The organism is Seonamhaeicola sediminis (assembly GCF_004358095.2).
Classification (GTDB): Bacteria; Bacteroidota; Bacteroidia; order Flavobacteriales; family Flavobacteriaceae; genus Seonamhaeicola; species Seonamhaeicola sediminis.
In genome coordinates, this window is record NZ_SMZJ02000014.1 from 1 (window position 1) to 21,397 (window position 21,397).

The 21,397-nt window shown below is 33.0% G+C and carries 19 protein-coding genes and 3 tRNA genes; 9 read left to right on the top strand and 13 right to left on the bottom strand.

Annotation, left to right across the window (positions count from 1 at the left end):
* Nucleotides 1-101 precede the first annotated feature (101 nt).
* Together E1J38_RS14090 and msrB are read right to left on the bottom strand one after the other, a co-directional pair.
* Nucleotides 102-395: a DUF1572 family protein gene (locus tag E1J38_RS14090; RefSeq protein WP_133357516.1), complete on the bottom strand. Its 294-nt coding sequence runs from the start codon at nucleotides 393-395 to the stop codon at nucleotides 102-104.
* A gap of 78 nt (nucleotides 396-473) precedes the next feature.
* Nucleotides 474-953, bottom strand: a complete 480-nt coding sequence (msrB, locus tag E1J38_RS14095; protein WP_133357515.1) for a peptide-methionine (R)-S-oxide reductase MsrB — start codon at nucleotides 951-953, stop codon at nucleotides 474-476.
* Between the two features lie 162 nt (nucleotides 954-1,115).
* Here msrB and E1J38_RS14100 point away from each other — a divergent pair, with 162 nt between their 5' ends.
* Both E1J38_RS14100 and E1J38_RS14105 read left to right on the top strand, forming a co-directional pair.
* Complete coding sequence (locus tag E1J38_RS14100) at nucleotides 1,116-1,946, top strand: M48 family metallopeptidase (RefSeq protein ID WP_133357514.1); 831 nt, start codon at nucleotides 1,116-1,118, stop codon at nucleotides 1,944-1,946.
* 58 nt (nucleotides 1,947-2,004) lie between these two features.
* Entirely contained in the window at nucleotides 2,005-3,330 is a 1,326-nt protein-coding gene (locus E1J38_RS14105; protein WP_133357513.1) for an MFS transporter, read from the top strand.
* Between the two features lie 57 nt (nucleotides 3,331-3,387).
* On the opposite strand, the gene E1J38_RS14110 is transcribed toward E1J38_RS14105, so the two are convergent.
* The gene (locus E1J38_RS14110) at nucleotides 3,388-5,934 is read right to left on the bottom strand and encodes an ATP-dependent Clp protease ATP-binding subunit (protein WP_133357519.1); all 2,547 of its coding nucleotides are present in this window, start codon (nucleotides 5,932-5,934) and stop codon (nucleotides 3,388-3,390) included.
* 258 nt (nucleotides 5,935-6,192) lie between these two features.
* Between E1J38_RS14110 and gyrA the strand changes: the two genes are divergently transcribed.
* Both gyrA and E1J38_RS14120 read left to right on the top strand, forming a co-directional pair.
* The gene (gene gyrA / locus E1J38_RS14115) at nucleotides 6,193-8,754 is read left to right on the top strand and encodes a DNA gyrase subunit A (RefSeq protein ID WP_133357512.1); all 2,562 of its coding nucleotides are present in this window, start codon (nucleotides 6,193-6,195) and stop codon (nucleotides 8,752-8,754) included.
* A 17-nt stretch (nucleotides 8,755-8,771) separates the two neighbouring features.
* Nucleotides 8,772-10,028, top strand: coding sequence for a tetratricopeptide repeat protein (locus tag E1J38_RS14120; protein ID WP_133357511.1), 1,257 nt, complete (start codon nucleotides 8,772-8,774; stop codon nucleotides 10,026-10,028).
* Nucleotides 10,029-10,083: 55 nt separating this feature from the next.
* On the opposite strand, the gene E1J38_RS14125 is transcribed toward E1J38_RS14120, so the two are convergent.
* Together E1J38_RS14125 and E1J38_RS14130 are read right to left on the bottom strand one after the other, a co-directional pair.
* On the bottom strand, nucleotides 10,084-10,833 hold the full coding sequence (locus E1J38_RS14125; RefSeq protein ID WP_133357510.1) for a C40 family peptidase: 750 nt from the start codon (nucleotides 10,831-10,833) through the stop codon (nucleotides 10,084-10,086).
* Nucleotides 10,834-10,842: 9 nt separating this feature from the next.
* Nucleotides 10,843-12,021 (bottom strand): acetyl-CoA C-acyltransferase, encoded by a 1,179-nt coding sequence (locus E1J38_RS14130; protein WP_133357509.1) that lies wholly within the window; start codon nucleotides 12,019-12,021, stop codon nucleotides 10,843-10,845.
* A gap of 124 nt (nucleotides 12,022-12,145) precedes the next feature.
* Here E1J38_RS14130 and E1J38_RS14135 point away from each other — a divergent pair, with 124 nt between their 5' ends.
* From E1J38_RS14135 to E1J38_RS14155, 5 genes are all read left to right on the top strand, one after another.
* Nucleotides 12,146-14,194: an HD family phosphohydrolase gene (locus E1J38_RS14135; protein ID WP_133357508.1), complete on the top strand. Its 2,049-nt coding sequence runs from the start codon at nucleotides 12,146-12,148 to the stop codon at nucleotides 14,192-14,194.
* 121 nt (nucleotides 14,195-14,315) lie between these two features.
* Nucleotides 14,316-14,399 (top strand) — tRNA-Ser (locus tag E1J38_RS14140).
* Between the two features lie 14 nt (nucleotides 14,400-14,413).
* Nucleotides 14,414-14,488, top strand: a tRNA-Pro gene (locus E1J38_RS14145).
* Nucleotides 14,489-14,502: 14 nt separating this feature from the next.
* A tRNA-Arg gene (locus E1J38_RS14150) sits at nucleotides 14,503-14,576 on the top strand.
* 62 nt (nucleotides 14,577-14,638) lie between these two features.
* Nucleotides 14,639-15,097 (top strand): RNA methyltransferase, encoded by a 459-nt coding sequence (locus E1J38_RS14155; protein ID WP_133357507.1) that lies wholly within the window; start codon nucleotides 14,639-14,641, stop codon nucleotides 15,095-15,097.
* Here E1J38_RS14155 and E1J38_RS14160 read toward each other — a convergent pair.
* The 8 genes from E1J38_RS14160 to tsaD form a co-directional block, all read right to left on the bottom strand.
* Nucleotides 15,094-15,450 carry a hypothetical protein gene (locus tag E1J38_RS14160; protein ID WP_133357506.1) on the bottom strand — a complete coding sequence of 119 codons (357 nt, stop codon included), beginning with the start codon at nucleotides 15,448-15,450 and terminating at the stop codon, nucleotides 15,094-15,096. The genes E1J38_RS14155 and E1J38_RS14160 overlap by 4 nt on opposite strands.
* Before the next feature lie 2 nt (nucleotides 15,451-15,452).
* Entirely contained in the window at nucleotides 15,453-16,631 is a 1,179-nt protein-coding gene (locus E1J38_RS14165; protein WP_133357505.1) for a class I SAM-dependent methyltransferase, read from the bottom strand.
* Between the two features lie 6 nt (nucleotides 16,632-16,637).
* Complete coding sequence (locus E1J38_RS14170) at nucleotides 16,638-17,726, bottom strand: AI-2E family transporter (RefSeq protein ID WP_133357504.1); 1,089 nt, start codon at nucleotides 17,724-17,726, stop codon at nucleotides 16,638-16,640.
* A gap of 78 nt (nucleotides 17,727-17,804) precedes the next feature.
* Complete coding sequence (locus E1J38_RS14175; RefSeq protein WP_133357503.1) at nucleotides 17,805-18,305, bottom strand: TrmH family RNA methyltransferase; 501 nt, start codon at nucleotides 18,303-18,305, stop codon at nucleotides 17,805-17,807.
* Nucleotides 18,306-18,506: 201 nt separating this feature from the next.
* A complete protein-coding gene (locus tag E1J38_RS14180) occupies nucleotides 18,507-18,845 on the bottom strand; it encodes a hypothetical protein (protein ID WP_133357502.1) in 339 nt (112 codons plus the stop codon).
* Between the two features lie 47 nt (nucleotides 18,846-18,892).
* Entirely contained in the window at nucleotides 18,893-19,537 is a 645-nt protein-coding gene (locus E1J38_RS14185) for a DUF4159 domain-containing protein (protein ID WP_133357501.1), read from the bottom strand.
* 1 nt (nucleotide 19,538) lies between these two features.
* The gene (locus tag E1J38_RS14190) at nucleotides 19,539-20,243 is read right to left on the bottom strand and encodes a 16S rRNA (uracil(1498)-N(3))-methyltransferase (protein WP_133357500.1); all 705 of its coding nucleotides are present in this window, start codon (nucleotides 20,241-20,243) and stop codon (nucleotides 19,539-19,541) included.
* Between the two features lie 56 nt (nucleotides 20,244-20,299).
* On the bottom strand, nucleotides 20,300-21,322 hold the full coding sequence (gene tsaD / locus E1J38_RS14195; protein WP_133357499.1) for a tRNA (adenosine(37)-N6)-threonylcarbamoyltransferase complex transferase subunit TsaD: 1,023 nt from the start codon (nucleotides 21,320-21,322) through the stop codon (nucleotides 20,300-20,302).
* Nucleotides 21,323-21,397: the final 75 nt, after the last annotated feature.

Sequence of the window (21,397 nt, forward strand, 5' to 3'; positions counted from 1 at the left end):
GTAGGGCTCTATGCAAGCAAAGATGTGATTCAGAGATATGTTGAAAATCAAGGAAAAGAGAAGGAATATAAAGAAGTTCATTCAGGACAACTCAAATTATTTTAATACCTCGTGGGCTTGCCCCGAGGTAGTTTATTTAATTCTTTTTTTGATGTATAAGTATCTTCAAATTCAGAGTCTCTTTGTCTCCAAATCTTTTCACCGTCTTCAGTTAAAAAATGAGTCCATCTACTAAGCATGTTTCCAAGTAAATGCTTAACGATAATTGAAATAGAATTTGAATTTTTTGAAAACTTCTTTTGCAGTTCTTTAAAATCCAATTGTTCAAAGGTTTTATCACCTAAACTTTTATAATATTTAAACTGTTTAATAACACTTGATAGATAGCTTTCCATATAATGTTTAAGATTCTAGTTTAACTAATACAATTCTATAAAACAGTACAAGACTTTACTTAGATTTTAAACTTGTTGTTATTTCTGTGGTATGAATTTCAAAGCTACCCCGTTTATACAATGTCTTTTTCCAGTGGTTTCTCTTGGACCATCATTAAACACATGTCCTAAATGACCGCCGCAGGTAGCACAATGTTCTTCAGTTCTAGAATAACCAATTTTATAGTCTGTAGAAAAAGCTACATTGCCTTTAATTTCTCTGTCAAAACTGGGCCACCCAGAGCCTGAGTCATATTTGTGTTCGCTTTTAAATAAAGGGGTTTCACAGGCCTTACATACATAAATACCTTTTTCGTAATTTTTATTGAATGGACTAGAAAAACGTTCCTCTGTACCAGCTTTTCTGAGTACATAGTATTCCAAATCACTTAATTGGGTTTTCCACTCTTCCTCTGTCTTGGTAACTTTATAAGGTTTATTATTTTTATTTTCTTTTTGGGCAGAACCATTACAACTTAGAAAAATGGAGCATATTATAAAGATGAATATTTTTTTCATTTTTAAATAATTTAATGTTTTTTTTATGTCGAAAATAAATGGTTAACTTAACGTTATTTAGTGAAAGTCTACAAAATATAGGTGACCAACAAAAAAAGATGGTGTCTTAAAAGTCTCAAGGTACAATTTTTGTACTTTTATCCTTATTAAAATATTCAAAAAATGAAATTGAAAAATCTGATTATTATTTTAGGTGTAGTTATTATGGTTATAGCCTGTGCTACTAATCCATTCACAGGAAAAAAAACAATGGCTTTGGTGCCTAATTCACAATTATTTCCAACCGCTTTTGCTCAATATAATCAATTTCTATCCGAAAACAAGGTTGTTACTGGAACAAAAGATGCTGAAATGATAACACGAGTGGGACAACGTATTGCTGTTGCTGCAGAACGTTGGTTAAATGCTAATGGACATCATGGTTATTTAAAAGATTATAAATGGGAATATAATTTAGTTAATGATAAAACGGTAAATGCTTGGTGTATGCCTGGAGGGAAGATAGTTTTTTATACAGGAATTCTGCCAGTTGCGGAAAATGAAACAGGAGTTGCCGCTATCATGGGACATGAAGTGGCTCATGCTTTGGCAAATCATGGACAGCAGCGCATGAGTGCAGCTTATATTCAGGCTGGTGTTGCTATTGCAGGTAATATTGCTATTAAAGATGAAAAGGATAGAAATGCGTTTAATCAATATTATGGCGTAGGTAGTCAGGTGGGTGTTATGTTACCTTTTAGCAGAAGCCACGAAACCGAGGCTGATAAAATTGGAGTTTATTTAATGGCCATTGCGGGTTATAACCCTGATGAGGCCTCAAAATTATGGGAGCGTATGAAAGCTAAAAGTAGTGGGGAAGCACCACCAGAGATTTTAAGTACGCATCCTTCAAATGAGTCACGTATTGCTAATTTGAAAGTATTGGCTCCTAAGGCTAAAGAAGAAGCAGCTAAGTTTGGAGTAACTTCATTTAGACCATTAGGAAAATATTGATATTATAAATATTTGTTCTATTTTAGAAGCTGTTCATTAAAAGAGCAGCTTTTTTATTATGGCAGTATTAGAAAAAGGAAACAAAAAACTACTCAATGCTTGGGCTTTTTATGATTGGGCAAACTCTGTTTATCCTTTGGTTATTTCATCAGCAGTTTTTCCGATATTTTATGGTGCTTTAACAATTATTAAAGATGCTGAAGGGAATAAGATTAATGATACGGTTTCTTTTTTGGGTTATGATTTTAATAATGATTCCTTAATAAGTTATGTAACTGCGTTAAGTTTTTTAATTGTTTCAATAATTTCACCTATACTTTCAGGTATCTCAGACTATGTTGGGAATAAGGAAAATTTCATGAAATTTTTCTGCTATTTAGGATCCCTGTCTTGTATTGGGCTTTATTGGTTTTCTTTAGATAATTTATTTTTTGGATTGTTATGTTACCTGCTAGCATTAGTAGGTTTTTGGGGAAGTTTAGTGTTTTATAACTCATATTTACCAGACATAGCGTACCCAGAACAGCAAGATAAGGTTAGTGCCAAAGGGTTTTCTTTAGGGTATATAGGTAGTGTTCTTTTATTGGTGGTTAATTTAGTGATGATTCTCTACTATGATACATTTGGCTTTAAAGATGCAGGACAACCTACGAAAATATCATTTATTATGGTGGGTATATGGTGGATGGGTTTTGCGCAATATACGTTTAAGTATTTGCCTAAAGGAACTCATGAAGGTAAAAAAGTTACACGTTCTGTGATTGTTCATGGATACAAAGAATTAAATAAGATTTGGAATGCACTTAAAACAAATAAAGTTTTAAAAAGATATTTAAGCGCTTTTTTTGTCTATAGTATGGCAGTTCAAACCATCATGATTGCAGCTACTTATTTTGGTGTTGAAGAATTGGATTGGGGAGATCAAGATTCAACTACAGGATTAATAATAAGTATTTTATTAATACAATTAATAGCTGTTGTTGGAGCAAATTACACTGCAAAAATGTCTGAAAAGTACGGTAATATAAAAACCCTTATAGTAATTGTTTTTTCTTGGATTGCAATTTGTGCCTATGCATACTTTGTTGTAACACCTACGCAATTTTATATTACTGCAGCATGTGTAGGTCTGGTTATGGGAGGGGTACAGGCATTATCTCGCTCTACCTATAGTAAATTAATTCCTGAGGATTCTGAGGATACAGCTTCTTATTTCAGTTTTTATGATGTTTCAGAAAAAATAGGTATTGTAATAGGCATGTTCATGTATGGGTTTGTGGCAGAGTTAACTGGTAGTATGCGATATTCAATATTGTTTCTCATCACCTTTTTTGTAATTGGAGTAATTTTACTTTACAGAACCAAGAAAGTTTCTCATATATAAAAAAATCCCACATTATAAAGAACGTAGGATTTTGTTATTGTTTTGATAGATAAGACTCTAAGACTCTGTTGGTTTTTCAGCTTTTTCAACCGTAATTTTTAATTCATTAGATTTCTTATCTAAGTCTATTTTGATTTTATCACCCTCTTGAACATTGGATGCTACAATTTCTTCAGCTAGAGCATCTTCAATGTACTTTTGAATGGCTCTTTTTAAAGGCCTTGCACCATATTGCCTGTCAAAGCCTTTATCAGCTATAAAGTCTTTTGCACTATTACTAAGTTTCAAGATATAGCCTAAACCTTTAATGCGCGCCAAGAGTTTTTCTAATTCAATATCAATAATTTTATTGATATCTTCCTTCTCCAAAGCATTGAATATAACCACATCATCAATTCTGTTTAAGAATTCTGGAGCAAATGATTTTTTAAGTGCATTTTCTATAACACTTCTGGCATTATCATCTTCCTGAGCTTTTTGGGCTGCAGTTCCAAAACCAACTCCAGTACCAAAATCCTTAAGTTTTCTGGCTCCTATATTAGAGGTCATGATGATAATGGTGTTTCTGAAATCAATTTTTCTTCCAAGACTATCCGTTAAATAGCCATCATCAAGTACTTGAAGAAGCATATTAAATACGTCTGGGTGTGCTTTTTCAATCTCGTCTAAAAGAATAACAGCATAAGGTTTACGTCTTACTTTCTCAGTTAACTGACCACCCTCTTCATAACCAACATAACCCGGAGGTGCTCCAATTAATCTTGAAATGGCAAACTTCTCCATGTATTCACTCATATCAATTCTAACAAGTGCATCTTCACTATCAAATAACTCTTTAGATAATATTTTAGCCAATTGAGTTTTTCCAACACCTGTTTGCCCTAAAAAGATAAAAGAACCAATAGGTTTGTTAGGGTCTTTTAATCCAGCACGATTACGCTGAATAGCTTTTACAACCTTTGAAACTGCTTCATCTTGACCAATAACTTTGCCTTTAATTAGATTAGGCAATTCAGCTAATTTATTAATCTCGGTTTGCGCTATTTTGTTTACCGGAACCCCCGTCATCATGGAGATAACGTCAGCAACGTTGTCTTCTGTTACAACTTCACGATGTTGTTTGGTGTCTTCTTCCCATTTTTCCTGCGCTACAGACAATTCTTTTTCTAAACGTTTCTCATCGTCTCGTAATTTAGCAGCCTCTTCGTATTTCTGTTTTCTAACAACGGCGTTCTTAGTTTCTTTAATCTCCTCAAGTTGTTTTTCTAACTCAATAATTTGTTTAGGAACGTCAATATTTGTGATATGAACTCTAGAACCAGCTTCATCTAAAGCATCTATAGCTTTGTCTGGCAAGAACCGTTCTGTCATATATCTGTTTGTTAGTTTTACACAAGCTTCAATGGCCTCAGGTGTATAATCAACATTGTGATGCTCTTCATACTTAGCTTTAATATTGTTGAGAATTTCTATAGTTTCTTCAACACTTGTTGGTTCTACAATAACCTTTTGAAAACGTCGTTCTAGTGCACCATCTTTCTCTATATATTGTCTGTATTCGTCTAGGGTAGTAGCACCAATACATTGAATTTCACCTCTTGCCAATGCTGGTTTAAACATGTTAGAAGCGTCTAGACTACCCGTCGCACCACCAGCACCTACAATAGTATGTATTTCATCAATGAACAAAATAACATCGTCGTTTTTCTCAAGCTCGTTCATAACGGCTTTCATACGTTCTTCAAATTGACCACGGTATTTGGTGCCAGCAACTAAGCTTGCTAAATCTAAAGTAACAACCCTTTTGTTAAAAAGAATTCTTGATACTTTTCGTTTTACAATTCTCAGAGCTAATCCTTCAGCAATGGCCGATTTACCTACACCAGGCTCACCAATTAAAAGCGGATTGTTTTTCTTTCGCCTACTTAAAATTTGTGAAACGCGCTGTATTTCTTTTTCTCTACCAACAACGGGGTCTAACTTGCCTTCTTCAGCTAAAACCGTTAAATCACGTCCAAAATTATCCAGAACAGGGGTTTTAGACTTCTTATTTGATTTGCTTGTTGGTGAATTAAAAATATCTTTTGAAGATTCTTCTTCAGGGTTTGGGCTATCATCCTGAAAAGATTCCGATTTAGGTTCTATATAATCGCTATCGTTTGTAATCATAAGTTTAAACTGTTCTTTAACATTGTCGTAATCTACTTTCAGCTTATTTAAAAGCTTGGTAGTGGGGTCGTTTTCATTTCTTAATATACACAATAATAAATGAGCTGTATTTATGGATGAGCTCTGAAATAATTTGGCTTCTAAAAACGTAGTTTTAAGGGCACGTTCAGCTTGCCTTGTAAGGTGTAGATTTTTCTTTTGGTTAGACCCTACAGTTATGTTAGGGTTAGCAGGACTTAGTATTTCTACTTTTCGTCTTAAATGATTTAAATCTATATCTAAGGCATTTAATATATTAATAGCTTTACCGTTTCCATCACGCAATAGCCCGAGCATTAGGTGTTCAGTACCAATAAAATCATGACCTAAGCGCAATGCTTCTTCTTTACTATATGCAATAACATCTTTTACTCTTGGCGAAAAATTATCATCCATAACAAACTCTTTCTGCATTAAAAATAATAATAATAGTTGACTAAAGGCAAAAACTATACCTTAAATTAACTGTCAGTTGCTAATTGACGAAAAAATCTTTATAAAATCAAAATTTTAAGGTGTATACTTATTAACTAAAAACGCGTTAAAAATTGTTAATAAAAAGTACCAAAAAACTAACGTAAGTCAGTTATTAGCACTCATGAAATACTTATATTAGCATGTTTTGAAAAACTCTTAAAATTAATTGATTTACTTATGGCAGAAGGAGAAAAATTGATCCCTATTAACATTGAAGATGAAATGAAATCAGCCTACATTGATTACTCAATGTCGGTCATTGTGTCACGTGCTTTACCAGATGTAAGAGACGGGTTAAAACCTGTTCATAGGCGTGTGCTTTACGGTATGCATGAATTGGGTGTGAGAGCTAATTCCGCTCATAAAAAATCTGCAAGAATAGTAGGAGAGGTTTTAGGTAAATATCACCCACATGGAGATACGTCGGTTTATGATACTATGGTTCGTATGGCGCAAGAGTGGAGTCTTCGTTATTTGTTAGTTGACGGTCAGGGAAATTTTGGTTCTATTGACGGCGATAGTCCTGCGGCAATGCGATACACAGAAGCGCGCATGCAGAAGATTTCTGAAGATATGTTAGCTGATATTGAAAAGGAAACCGTAGATCATAAATTGAATTTTGATGATACACTTCAAGAGCCAACCGTTTTACCTACAAGAATACCAAACCTCTTAGTAAATGGTGCCTCTGGTATTGCAGTTGGTATGGCAACAAATATGCCACCGCATAACTTAACAGAGGTTGTTGATGGTACTATTGCTTATATAAACGACAACAATATTGAAGTTGATGAATTAATCAAATATGTTAAGGCGCCAGATTTTCCAACGGGAGGAACTATATATGGGTATGATGGGGTTAAGGAAGCGTTCCAAACAGGACGAGGAAGAATTGTTATTAGAGGAAAAGCCAATATAGAAGAAGTTCAAGGAAGAGAGTCTATTGTTGTTACAGAGATTCCTTATCAAGTTAATAAAGCTGATATGATTAAGAAAACAGCTGATTTGATAAATGAGAAAAAGCTTGATGGTATTTCTACTATTAGAGATGAGTCTGATAGAAAAGGAATGCGCGTAGTTTATGTTTTAAAACGTGATGCTATTCCTAATATTGTTCTAAATAAACTTTACAAGTACACAGCGTTACAATCATCTTTTAGCGTTAATAATATCGCACTTGTTAATGGTCGTCCTCAGCTGTTAAATTTAAAAGATTTAATACATTATTTTGTTGAGCATAGGCATGAAGTAGTAGTTAGAAGAACCAAGTATGAACTTCGTAAAGCAGAAGAGCGTGCACATATACTTGAAGGTTTAATTATTGCGTCTGATAATATAGATGAGGTAATTGCTTTGATTAGAGCTTCAGCCAATGCAGATGAAGCAAGAGAGAAGTTAATGGAACGTTTTAAATTAACAGAAATTCAAGCTAAAGCAATAGTTGAAATGAGACTGCGTCAGCTTACTGGTTTAGAGCAAGATAAGTTGCGAGATGAATATGACGAATTATTAAAAACTATTGAAGACCTAAAAGATATTCTAGACAAAAAAGATCGTAGAATGGATATCATAAAAGAGGAGTTGGAAGTTGTTAAAGATAAGTTTGGAGATGAGCGTAGATCGACTATAGAATATGCTGGTGGCGACTTAAGTATTGAGGACATGATTCCAAATGAAAAAGTAGTCATCACAATTTCACATGCTGGTTATATTAAGCGCACCTCATTAACAGAATATAAAACTCAAAATAGAGGAGGTGTAGGCCAAAAAGCATCAACTACTAGAAATGAAGATTTTCTTGAACACTTATTTGTAGGTACTAATCATCAATACATGTTATTCTTCACTCAAAAAGGTAAGTGTTTCTGGATGCGTGTTTATGAAATACCAGAGGGAAGTAAAACTTCAAAAGGGCGTGCTATTCAAAACCTTATCAATATAGAACAAGATGATAAAGTTAAAGCCTTTATATGTACCCAAGATTTAAAAGATGATGATTACATAAATAGTCATTATGTAATTATGGCCACTAAGAACGGTCAAGTTAAAAAGACGTCTTTAGAGCAGTATTCTCGTCCTAGAACCAATGGTATTAATGCTATTACCATTAAAGAAGGTGATGAGCTTCTAGAGGCTAAATTAACCACTGGAGATAGTCAAGTGATGTTAGCGCTTAAATCTGGTAAAGCCATCAGATTTGAAGAAGCTAAAACAAGACCTATGGGGCGTAGTGCATCAGGAGTTAGAGGTATTACTTTGGCTGGAGCAAATGATGAGGTCATTGGTATGGTAACAGTTGAAAATCCTATGGAACAGACCGTGCTAGTCGTTTCTGAAAACGGTTATGGCAAACGAACTTTTATTGATGACCCTGAAGATGGAGAAGCCGTTTACAGAATAACCAATAGAGGCGGGAAAGGAGTTAAAACCATTTCTATTACTGAAAAAACAGGAAATTTAGTGGCTATTAAAACGGTAACTGATAATGATGATTTAATGATTATAAATAAATCTGGAATTGCAATTAGGTTAGAAGTTGCTAATTTAAGAACCATGGGTAGAGCTACTCAAGGAGTTAAATTGATAAATCTTAAAAATTCAGATTCCATTGCTGCAGTTGCCAAAGTAATGCGTGATGAGGATGATGTTGAAGAAGTTGAAGATGTTGAAAATACTGATGCTTCCGAAGATGGCACAACTCTTGATAATGATATAAACAAAGATAACACTGATAATTAATTTAATAGAATTTAAAAATGAAGAAACAAATTATTATAGCTTTAACACTAGCGATATGCAGCTTTTCATTTGCCCAAAAGAAAGAACTGAAAGCTGTTGAAAAAGCTATTAAAGGGACTAACTATTCTGAAGCTAAGGCAGCTTTAGCGCAAGCGGAAGCTTTGCTTGATGCCATGGACGAAAAGACAAAGGACAAATATTATTATTTAAAAGCTCAAGCCTTTTATTCTGGAGGCGCTGGTAGTCTAAAAGATTATGATATAGCTCTTGAAAGTTTAAGTAATGTACAGTCTTTATATACTAATGAGATAACTGAATTAAAACAGGGTATGACTAATGCGCTTCTAACAAAGGGAAACAAAGCTTACGAAGGAAAAGACTTTTCTAAAGCGTCAAAATACTTTGAAAAAGCGTATGGAGTATCAAAAAAAGATACAGTGTATCTATACTACGCTGCAGCAACTGCTGTTAATGTACAAGAGTTTGATAGAGCGCTAAAATTTTATGAAGAACTAAAAAAAGTGGGATACACTGGTATAACTACCGAATACTGTGCTATTGATGTAACTACTCAAAAAGAAGAGATTTTCCCTAATAAACAAATGAGGGATATTTCAATTAAGACAAAAACTCATAAAGATCCTTTTGAGAAGAATACAGATTCTAAAAAGCCTGAAATTGTAAAGAATGTTGCCTTAATATATGTGAGTCAAGGTAATAATGAGAAGGCAATTGAGGCCATGAAAGATGCAAGAGCAGAGACTCCTGATGATGTAAATTTATTGCTTACGGAAGCCAATATTTACTTTAAAATGGGTAATACAGAGAAGTTCAAGAGTTTGTTAGAGGAGGCAACTAAAATGGATCCTAAAAATCCAGAATTACAATATAACTTGGGTGTAATTTCGGCTGACTCTGGAGAAGATGCTCAAGCTAGAGCGTATTATGAAAAAGCAATAGAATTAGATCCAAACTATATTAATGCTTATATCAATTTATCAGCTTTAATTTTAGGTAAAGAAGAGTCTATTATTAAAGAAATGAATGGCTTAGGAACATCTGCTGCAGATGATAGGCGTTATGAAGAATTAAGAGAGGAGAGACAAGCTATATATAGAAAAGCAGTACCTTACCTTTCAAAAGCACTTAGTATAGATCCAGAAAGCATCAGTGCGGCTAAAACCTTAATGAATATTTATAGTATTTTAGGAGAAACAGATAAATATAAAGAAATGAAAGAAGTTGTTGAAGCTCTTGAAGCATCAGCAAACTAGACTTATACTTCTTAAGAAAATAAAAAATCCACTTTTTAAAAAGTGGATTTTTTATTTATATTATTTTTTTTATGACCCTTAGTTTGTGGGTGTGGGTTCTCTTGTCAACGTTGTATATTCCAGAGTGGTCCAGTCTATCAATTCTCACTTTTCCATGTGCATGAATAATGTAGTTATCTTTCATGATGATTCCAACATGGGTAATCATCCCTTCGTTATTATCAAAAAAAGCTAAATCACCTGGTTCACTTTCTTCAATAAAACTTAAAGCTTCTCCTTGTGTAGCTTGTTGTGAAGCGTCTCTTAGTAATTTATAACCATTAAGCTTATAGACCATTTGAGTAAATCCAGAGCAATCTATTCCAAAGGGTGTTTTACCTCCCCATAAATATGGTGTTCCTAAATACAAAAAAGCTGTTTTTATAATATTTCCCTTATCAATTTTCCCTTCAATTATATTGCCATCATGAGAATGGTTTAAAAGAGATAATCCGTTTAAGGATGACCCAATTAAAATAGGGTGTAATTGACCATCAGAATTTTGAATAAACTCCACTAAATCATGAGAAAGTTTAGGTGTTTCCTTATTTAAAGCATTATAGTTGTCTTCAGGGATTTCTAGGTACTGCTTGTTGTCTATCCAACCTTCATACTTATCAAAAGCCATCCTAATTTTACTCCAATGCTTACGCTGTTCTAATACTTTAAAAAAATCGCCATATAACACTTGAGAGACAAGTTCGCTAGTATCAGCAGGTTCATTTCTTAATGGTACAACACTTAAATTACAAATTCCGTACTGCATTAAATCAACTTAATTTCTTTCTAAAATAATTGCTGATGCTCCACCGCCTCCGTTGCATATAGTTGCTGCACCAATTTTAGCATTTTTCTGTTCCAAAACGTTTACTAGGGTTACAATAATTCTAGCTCCAGAACAACCTAGAGGATGTCCTAAAGACACGGCACCACCATTAACATTTACTTTAGAACCATCAATTCCCAGTATTTTCATATTAGCTAACCCAACCACAGAAAAAGCTTCATTGAACTCAAAAAAGTCAACATCTTCTATTGTGATATCTGCTTTTGCCAAGGCTTTTGGTAGCGCTTTTGCGGGAGCGGTTGTAAACCATTTTGGTTCTTGTGCAGCATCGGCGTAACTTTTTATTGTTGCAAGTGGTTTTAATCCTAATTCTTGTGCCTTTTCCTTACTCATTAAAACCATAGCAGCTGCACCATCATTTATTGTTGATGCGTTGGCAGCCGTTACGGTTCCTTCTTTTGTGAAAGCGGGACGCAAGCTTGGAATTTTATCTATTTTAATATTAGTAAACTCCTCATCTTGTTTAACTAAAATAGGCTCACCACGTCTTTGAGGAACTTCAACTGGAATAACTTCATTATTGAATTTACCAGTTTCCCAAGCTTTGGCAGATTTATTATAAGATTCAATAGCAAAAGCATCTTGGTCTTCTCTAGAAAAATTATATTCTTTAGCACAAGCATCTGCGTAAACACCCATGGCATTCTGATCATAAGCATCTACTAAACCATCTTTTTGCATACCATCAATTAATGTAGCAGAACCAAATTTAGTTCCTGTTCTGGCATGTAAATAATGTGGTATTAAGCTCATGTTTTCCATTCCTCCAGCAACAATAATTTCAGTATCTCCTAAAGCAATACTTTGGGTAGCTTGAATAACAGTTTTCATACCAGAAGCACACACTTTATTTATGGTTGTGCAGGGTACTGAATTTGGTATCCCTGCGTAAATTGCAGCTTGTCTTGCGGGCGCTTGACCTGTTCCTGCTTGTACCACATTACCCATTAAAACTTCATCAACTAATTCTGGTTTCAAATTAATTTTGTCTAAAGCACCTTTAATAGCTATGGCTCCTAATTTTGGAGCAGAAATAGTAGATAATGAACCAAGAAAACTACCAATTGGTGTTCTCGCAGCAGAAACAATAACTACATCTTTAATCATTTTTTAAGCGTTTGAATGACCTGCAACGAAAATAATGATTTTAAAGGAATTTAGAATGATTCTTGTACAGATAAAAAACTTAAAACCCGAGAATTTACTACATTTGAAAACATTAACTTATTAGATGAAAGACTTTGTAAATAAACTATACAGAAACCATTCGCTAATTTATAAAGCACTATTATTTGTATCAACAACATTTTTGATTGTTTATCTTTTTCCTAAAAGCGGAAAGTTTAAGTATAATTTTGAGAAGGGGAAGCCTTGGCAATCTGAGAATTTGTTGGCACCATTTGACTTTGCTATTAAAAAAACAGATGATGAGATTAACGCCGAAAAGCAAGCTATAACAGAAGAGGCAGTTCTTTATTTTATTGTTGATAGTATTGTAAAACCTAGAGTGAAAAATAACTTTGAAAATTCTTTTTCAGAGGTATTTTCAGATTCAATCCCCGCAAAAAAAATAAGTCATTTACAACACGTTGGTAATGATATATTAAATGAATTATATCTATTTGGAATATTAAATGAAGATTATAATTTTTCTGAGAAAAGAACAGTAGCTATTTTAAAAGAGCGTACCAAAATACAGGATGCACTTTTCTCAAATTTAGTAAAGCAAATTCAAGTGTCCTCCGTTATCGATAAGGTTTTAAATAGGAATAATTTAATTAATTATAAAGCTGATTTTACTTCGTTATTTTTCGATTTGGTTGAACCAAATTTAAACTATGATAAATCGTTTACAGATAAAGTCATTCAAGAGGAATTAGACAAGATATCATACACCAGAGGTAGTGTAGCAAAGGGAACACTCATAATATCAAAAGGTGAAGTTGTTGAAGGCGATAAGTACCAAAAATTAGAATCGTTACGATCTGAATATGAATCACAAGTATGGAATGAATCAAATTATAATTGGGTTTTATTTGCTTATGCACTATTGGTGGCATTAGCAATGTTAATGTTGCTATTGTTTTTAAGAAAGTACAGAAGTGAAGTTTATGAAAACAATACTAAAGTAACGTTTATTTTCTTTAATATTTTACTACTCATTTTTTTAACCACATTTGTTGTTAACTACAATTCTAAATACATATATATAGTTCCCATTTGTGTATTGCCATTAGTTTTAAAAGCTTTTTTTGATGCTAGATTGGGGTTGTTTACTCATGTGCTAACAGTATTGCTTTTAGGGTTTATAGTTCCTAATAGTTATGAGTATATGTTTCTACAAATTATTGCAGGAATAGTAACTATTTTAACAGTTTCAGAACTTTATAAACGAGCCAATTTGTTTATCTCTGTTGGGCAGATTACACTTATATACATCATTGCTTATTTTGCTTTTTTTGTAATTCATGAAGGCAGTGTAGAGACTTTAAAATGGGAAACTTTTATTTGGTTTGTACTTTGTGGGTTGGCTACACTTTTTGTACAGCCACTTATTTATGCTTATGAAAAGTTATTTGGATTGGTTTCTGATGTTTCTCTTTTAGAGCTTTCAGATACAAATTCTAAATTACTTAAAGAACTTTCAGATAAGGCGCCCGGTACATTTCATCATTCATTAAATGTGGCAAATTTAGCTGAAGCATCTGCGAACGAAATTGGTGCTAATGCTATGTTGGTTAGGGTAGGCGCGTTGTACCATGATATTGGTAAAATGAAGAATCCAACCTATTTTACAGAGAATCAATCTACAGGGATAAATCCTCATGATGAATTATCTTCAAAAGAAAGTGCTCAAATTATTATTGACCATGTTATTAATGGTATTGAAATTGCCAAAAAAAATAATTTACCAGATAGGGTTATAGATTTTATTAGAACTCACCACGGAACCAGTGTGGTTTATTATTTCTATCAGCAAGAACAGCAAGATTATGACGATGTTGATAAGACTGATTTTAGTTATCCTGGACCTAAACCCTTTAGTAAAGAAACGGCTATTTTAATGATGTGTGATAGTATAGAAGCGGCATCAAAAAGTTTAAAAGAACCAACGTCTACAAAAATTGATGCTTTTGTTGAAAGTATTATAGATAGGCAAATAGAAGAGGGTCAATTCTTAAATGCTAATATTACCTTTAAAGAGATTCAATCTATTAAAAAAGTGCTTAAAAATAAGTTGGCTAATATTTACCATTTACGTATTGAGTATCCAGAATAAATTTTACAAAAAAATAAATAAAATAGTTGCGTTCTTTTAAAGGATGAATTACATTTGCACCCGCCTGAACAATTAAGGTTTAGGAGTGCAATTTTTATTGCAAAGGTTCTTAAAGAAAATAGGAGAGGTGCCAGAGTGGTAATGGAGCAGATTGCTAATCTGTCAGCGCGTAAGTGCTGCCCGGGTTCGAATCCCGGTCTCTCCGCATTTTTAACCTATCGGGGTGTAGCGTAGCCCGGTCATCGCGCCTGCTTTGGGAGCAGGAGGTCGCAGGTTCGAATCCTGCCACCCCGACACTATGAATTACTGGTCGCGTAGCTCAGCTGGATAGAGCATCTGCCTTCTAAGCAGACGGTCACAGGTTCGAATCCTGTCGCGATCACTTCAATCCTCACTAGAATTAGTGGGGATTTGTTGTTTTTAAATGTTTCATATTTTTGCATTATGAATGACAATTTTGTAAACGAATTTTTTGGAATAGGTATTCAAAATGGAAAAACACCTGAAAATCTTGGGGTTTTATGGCGATCTGCTCAGAATTTAGGTGCTAGTTTTATTTTTACTATTGGAAACCGTTATGCTAAACAGGCTTGTGATACTCACAATGCTGTAAAGTCAATGCCTTATTTTCATTATGAAACGTTTGATGAGTTTTTTATTAATTTACCTAAAGGCGCACGATTAGTAGGGGTAGAACTTACCAATGATGCTGAATCTTTGGAAACCTTTCATCACCCTAGACGTTGTGTGTATCTGTTAGGAGCCGAAGATCATGGCTTATCAAAACAAGCCATTGAAAAATCACATTTTTTGGTAAAATTTAAATCCAAATTAAGTTTAAATGTGTCTGTTGCAGGTAGTATAGTCATGTACGATAGGGGTATAGATAAGCCAAGGTCTTAATTTAAATCTTTATTTTCTTTAACTCTATAGCAACGTTCAGTTCCAATAAAATTTGGGTCTCCATGTTTCTCAGACCAAAATCCTTCAAGTAAATCTTTAGAAAGACATTTATATACAGCCACTCCTTTAAATACACTGTTATCATCTCCTTTATAGTTAAAGTTTATAACAAGAATATTATCTTTAAAAAAACCATAACCCAATTGTTCTTGCCAATCATTTATAAGCCATTTAGCTCTAATTCTGTAATAATCATCAAGGATTAATGTTAGTATGCCTTTATATGTGTTTGCGTCTGCAGTTTGATTACTCCCAACAACCGTATATTCACCTTCTAGTTCTTGCGCTGTCATTTTTATTTAAGCTTTTTGCAAATAATAACTATTTTTTTGTTCTTTAAATCTGTTGTGAAAAATATATATGTATCACCACCATCCTTTATGTTAAGTTTTTTTCTGATATGCTGCACGGTTTCAGGGAAATTACGTGTGGTTACATTAGCTTTAGCTATACCTAACTTTTTAAAATCTTTTTTGTTAAAGTTGATGATTTTCTCAATTTTAAATGACCTTCCTGGGAAATCTATTGGTGCGTGTGAGGTGTATAAATGTGAATGTTGGTGCAGTTTGAAAATATTCAACTGAGTTGAAACTTCGTTAAAACCACCAGATTTTAAAATAGCGGCATTAGGTTCAAATAGATAAGAAAGTGGTTTGCTAAATTGAACTTCATTTTGATTTTTATTTAATATAAATTTAAAATGTACTTCTAAGTTGTTTTTAATGTTAACGGTTTCTACTGCAATCTCATCACCAAACCCTTTTTCTAAAACCCATAACACTTCTTTTACTTCGTTATTAATAGCAATAACATGAATGGTTTTTACAGATTGCAATTCATTTATACCTACAGAAACATCTAACAGAGGTGATGTTTTTATTAATATATTTTTTGATTTTTCAAAGATTAAATTAAGATGTTTAGGCACATTTGGTAAACAGTCCTTTAGGAAAAAGACTTTTCCTTTAATATCATGCCTTCGAGAGGGGTCTATGTATATCCAATCGAACTTCTTTTTATTCGATTTTAAATACGAAATACCATCAATATGTAATGTTTCAATATTATTTACAGAAAGTTGCTGGTAATTGAGGGAAACAATTTTTGATAGGTTTTCATTGATTTCGCAATGTATTACGTGGTTAAAATTTTTTGCAAAATAATAACTGTCTACTCCAAAACCACCAGTTAAATCTATAATAGAATTACCAGAAATTAATTGAGATTTGTATCTAGCCGTAACTTCTGAAGAAGTCTGTTCGATATTTAGTTTATTAGGAAAATAGATGTTTTTAGCATTGAACCAGGAAGGAAGTTTGTCTTTACATCGCTTTTTGGCTTCAATTTGTTCAACAATTTTTTTGGTTTCAACGGCTTCAAAAGGGCTGCCTTTCAGCAATATTGAGGCAATATCTGTATTCAAATTAGCCGAAATAAAGTCTTGAATTTCAGTATTTAAAAGTGATAAATTCAAAAGCTATTATAAATCTTTAGTGAGTTTCTTAACTATTTTATTTTCTGACAAGAACTCCTTTAAAATAACTTTAATAGCCGTGTAAGATGGTATAGCAATAATAAGTCCTAGTACGCCAAATAAGATACCTGCAATGAGAATTACCAAAAATATTTCTAGCGGGTGTGACTTTACACTTTTTGAAAAAATAATAGGTTGGCTACCAAAATTATCAACCAATTGCCCAATAGCAATCACTAAAAGTACCCATAATGTTTTGGGCATAATAACCTCAGAGAAACTTTGTCCTAAATTACTTGTCATTGTCAAGGTAATCATTAAAAAGGCACCAATGAGTGGTCCAACGTAGGGAATTAGATTTAATAGCGCACATAAAAAGGCAATAACCACCGCGTTGTCAACCCCAATTATTAACAGCCCTGTCATATAAATTAAAAAGAGAATAAATATTTGGAAGATAAGGCCAACAAAGTAGCGCGATAACAAATCTTTAATTTTTTCTGAAGAGGCTTTCCATCTAGTTTCTTTGTTGTCTGGGATTATAGTAAGGATGCTATTTTCAAATAATTTGCTGTCTTTTAAAAAGAAAAAAGAAATAAATAATACTGAGAACAATCCGATGCTAAAACTACCCAAACCGCTAATTATGGAGTTTAAAAAGTTAGGAATAAATGAAAAATCGAGTTTTGAAAACAGGTTGGAGTCCTTCAAAGATTGCTCTACATCTATTTGGTGTAAGTCAAAATAATTGACAATTTCGGTATATAAATTTTCAATATTTTCCTGAAGTTCAGAAGTACTTAATAATGATAATTTTTGACCTTGATCTAGTAATAAAGGTATAAAAAGACTTACCAAACCAGCAATAATTGCTAATAGTAAAACCATAGTAATTACAACAGCAAACGTGTTTTTAAACTTCAACTTTCGTCTTAAAAATAATACTATAGGCCTCCCTATTAAAGAGATAACCGCGGCAATGGCTATATAACCAATTACAGATTGTATTTGGTATAAAAAATAAAGAACCACTATGATACCACAAATGATAGCTATAGCTCTTAAAATACCGTTGGAAATTATTTTGGAATTCATTTAGTAAATATAAAAACTATTTGTTGTCAATCCGAACAAAGTGTAGTAATCTCATTAATAGACATAACAACAATTACTTTACAACAATTGTTTTGTAATTTCATAGAGTGCAATATTGGTAGCTTGTACTACATTCATGCTACTGTTTTGACCATACATATCTATATGGATAATAGTATCAGATAGATATAAAATGCTTTTAGAAACACCAAAGTTTTCATCTCCAACCACCAATGCAATAGGACTTTTTTTAGAAAATTTGTACGTATGAAGAGGGCGACTATTTTCAGTAATTTCTAATGAGATGATTTGATACCCTTTAGATTTTAAAATTTCAATAGCTGATAATGCTGACTCTTGAACTTCAAAAATAACAGCTTTTTCGGTTGCTCTAGAGGTTTTTGTCATTTTTCTTCCTAACGAAATATGACTGCCACAAAGTATTAATTTTTCAACGCCGAAGGCATCACAAATTCTGAACAAACTACCAATGTTGGGCGCATTGTTAATATTGTTACTTATAACCGTAATAGGGAATGTTTGTTTTGTAAAGTTGCTATTGTAATGAGTAAGTTGCAATTGATCGACGATATTTTAATTAGAAATAGAAACAGTCTCTCTTGTGTTTAACAGTAAATATAAAACCACAATAAATATTAAAACAAATATTAGAAATTTTATTACCAATTTGATAAAGCCCTTAAAACTACTTATGTCTTTTTGACTTTCAAAAAACCATTCAACAATCATAATTAAAAATTCTTTCAAAATGATTGTGAATTAATCTCTAATCATAATCTTATTAAAAGCACTAGCTCTTTTTTCTTCATTCATCCAAATGGCTATGGGTATAGTTCCTGTTAATGTTGAAACAAAACCTAAATCCCAAATTAAGATTGTTATAATAGCTGCCAGAACAACGCCTCCTATAATTATAAAGTAATTTAGAGAAGCATGTAATCTATTAATATGTCTTTTGGTATGGTGACTACAATGTTTACATCGATCATTTATTTCCAATCCAATTTCTTGTTTTAGGTCATATCTGTTGGTAGATTTAACTTTTATAGCATTTAGTTTTTTGCAAGAAGGATTGCTGCAGTAATAATGTAATTTCATTTGTATTGGTTTACTTTGTGTCTTTAAAGTATTATTGATATAAACTATCAGTTTTCAAAGGCATATTTAATGATATTAGCTCCCATTTTTAAGGCTTTTTCTCTAACATTGGGAGGATCGTTATGCACAGATTCGTCTTCCCAACCATCGCCTAAATCGCTTTCGTAAGTAAACAATAAAACCAATCTATCTTCATGAAAAAGACCAAAGGCTTGTGGTGTTTTCCCATCGTGTTCATGTATTTTTGGTAGTCCGTTAGGAAAGTTAAATGCTACATTAAAAATTTTATGGTTTGTTGGTAGTTCAATCAATTCTTTCTCAGGGAATACTTTTTTTAGTTCTTCGGTAATAAAAGGCTCCATACCATAATTATCATCAATATGTAAAAAACCTCCAGATAAAAGGTAATTCCTTAAGTTTTCGGCATCTTCATCACTAAAAAACACATTGCCATGGCCAGTCATGTGCAAAAAAGGGTATTGAAAAATCTCTACACTATTAACTTCAACCGTTTGCGGGTTGGTTTCTATTTTAGTATTGATGGTTTCGTTACAAAATTTAATGAGGTTGGGTAATGCGGTGGGATTGCTGTACCAATCGCCTCCACCTTTGTATTTTAGAACAGCAAGCTCTTGAGCAGAAATAGTTAAAAGTGATAAGCTAAAAACTAAAATTAAAACGGCTTTTTTCATATTACTCATTGATAAATGCTACAGAATGGCACGCTACAATAGCTGCGGTTTCCGTTCTTAATCTAGTATTTCCCAAAGTTACAGGAATAAACTTCTTAGCAATAGCTATATTAATTTCTTCGGAACTAAAATCGCCTTCAGGTCCAATTAAAATGATAACCTCTGATTTAGGTTTTAATAATTGTTTTAAAGATTTTCTGTCTGTTTCCTCACAATGGGCAATAAACAAATGACCACTAAAATCTTGTTTTATAAAATCTTTAAAAGCTAAAGCTTTATTTAACTTAGGCTTATAACAGTTTAAAGATTGTTTCATAGCCGATTGTAAGATGCGTTCAAAACGTTCTGTTTTAATTGTTTTACGTTCGCTATGGTCACAAATAATAGGGGTTATGGTATCTATACCTATTTCGGTTGATTTTTCCAGAAACCATTCGTAACGGTCATTCATTTTAGTTGGAGCCACGGCTAAATGTAACTTATAATTTCGTTTTGGTTGCTTTTCTATTGATTTTATTTTTACCAAACACTTATTAATGTTGGGTAGTGTTATTTCGGCTTTAAACAACAAACCGTTGCCATTAGTAATGTAGAGTATATCTCCAGTATTTTTACGAAGTACTTTTATAATATGTCTGCTTTCATCTTTTGGGAAAGAGAATTCTTCTGTGCTATCTGTTATGTCTGGATTGTAAAAGAGTTGCATTTAGCTAAGATAAAAAGATTTAGGGTTTTAGATTTGTTAGTGAACTGCAAATGTTGCTATATCTTCAACCTAGCAGAGGCCATTACATTTTGTTTGCTGAAATCACTCTCTAGATATTTTAAATAGCCTACTATGGCAATCATGGCAGCATTATCTGTGGTATACTCAAATTTTGGAATATATGTAGTCCATCCAAATTTTTGTTCACCATCTTTTAGCGCTTGTCTAATCCCAGAATTTGCAGAAACCCCACCACCAATAGCAATATGTTTTATGCCTGTTTCTTTAGATGCTTTCTTTAATTTGTCAATTAATATACCAATAATGGTATGTTGAATAGAAGCGCAAATATCATTAAGGTTTTCTTCAACAAAATTAGGATTAGCCTTTGTTTCTCGTTGTACAAAATATAAAATAGCAGTTTTTAAGCCAGAGAAACTAAAATTTAATGCGTCAACCTTGGGTTTAGTAAATTTAAAAGCTTTTGGGTTTCCTAATTTAGACCGTTTATCAATTTCTGGTCCCGCAGGGTATCCTAAACCAAGAATCTTTCCACTCTTATCAAAAGCTTCACCAACAGCATCGTCAATGGTTTCACCAATAACTTTCATATCAAAATAGTGGTTCACTTTTACAATTTGAGTGTGCCCTCCAGAAATAGTCATAGCCAAAAAAGGAAATGGTGGTTTCTTAAAGCCAGCTTCATCAATATAATGTGCCAATATATGCGCTTGCATGTGGTTAACATCAATTAAAGGAATATTTAAACCGTAGGCCAAAGATTTTGCAAATGAAGTGCCAACAAGTAAGCTTCCCATCAAGCCAGGGCCTCTGGTAAAAGACACAGCGTTTAAATCTTCTTTGGTAATACCAGCTTCTTTAATGGCTTGGTGTACTACCGGAACTATATTTTGCTGATGTGCCCTAGACGCTAATTCTGGTACTACACCACCGTATGCTTCATGTATTTTTTGATTAGCAACAACATTACTTAAAATTCTCCCATTATGTATCACAGAAGCTGCAGTATCATCGCAAGAAGATTCAATACCAAGAATGAAAATATTTTGTGAATTCATTAATTATATTTAGGCACAATAATTGTTAATTTTGGTTGTGAATAAACGTCTGAAAAGATGCCATTATTCGTAATT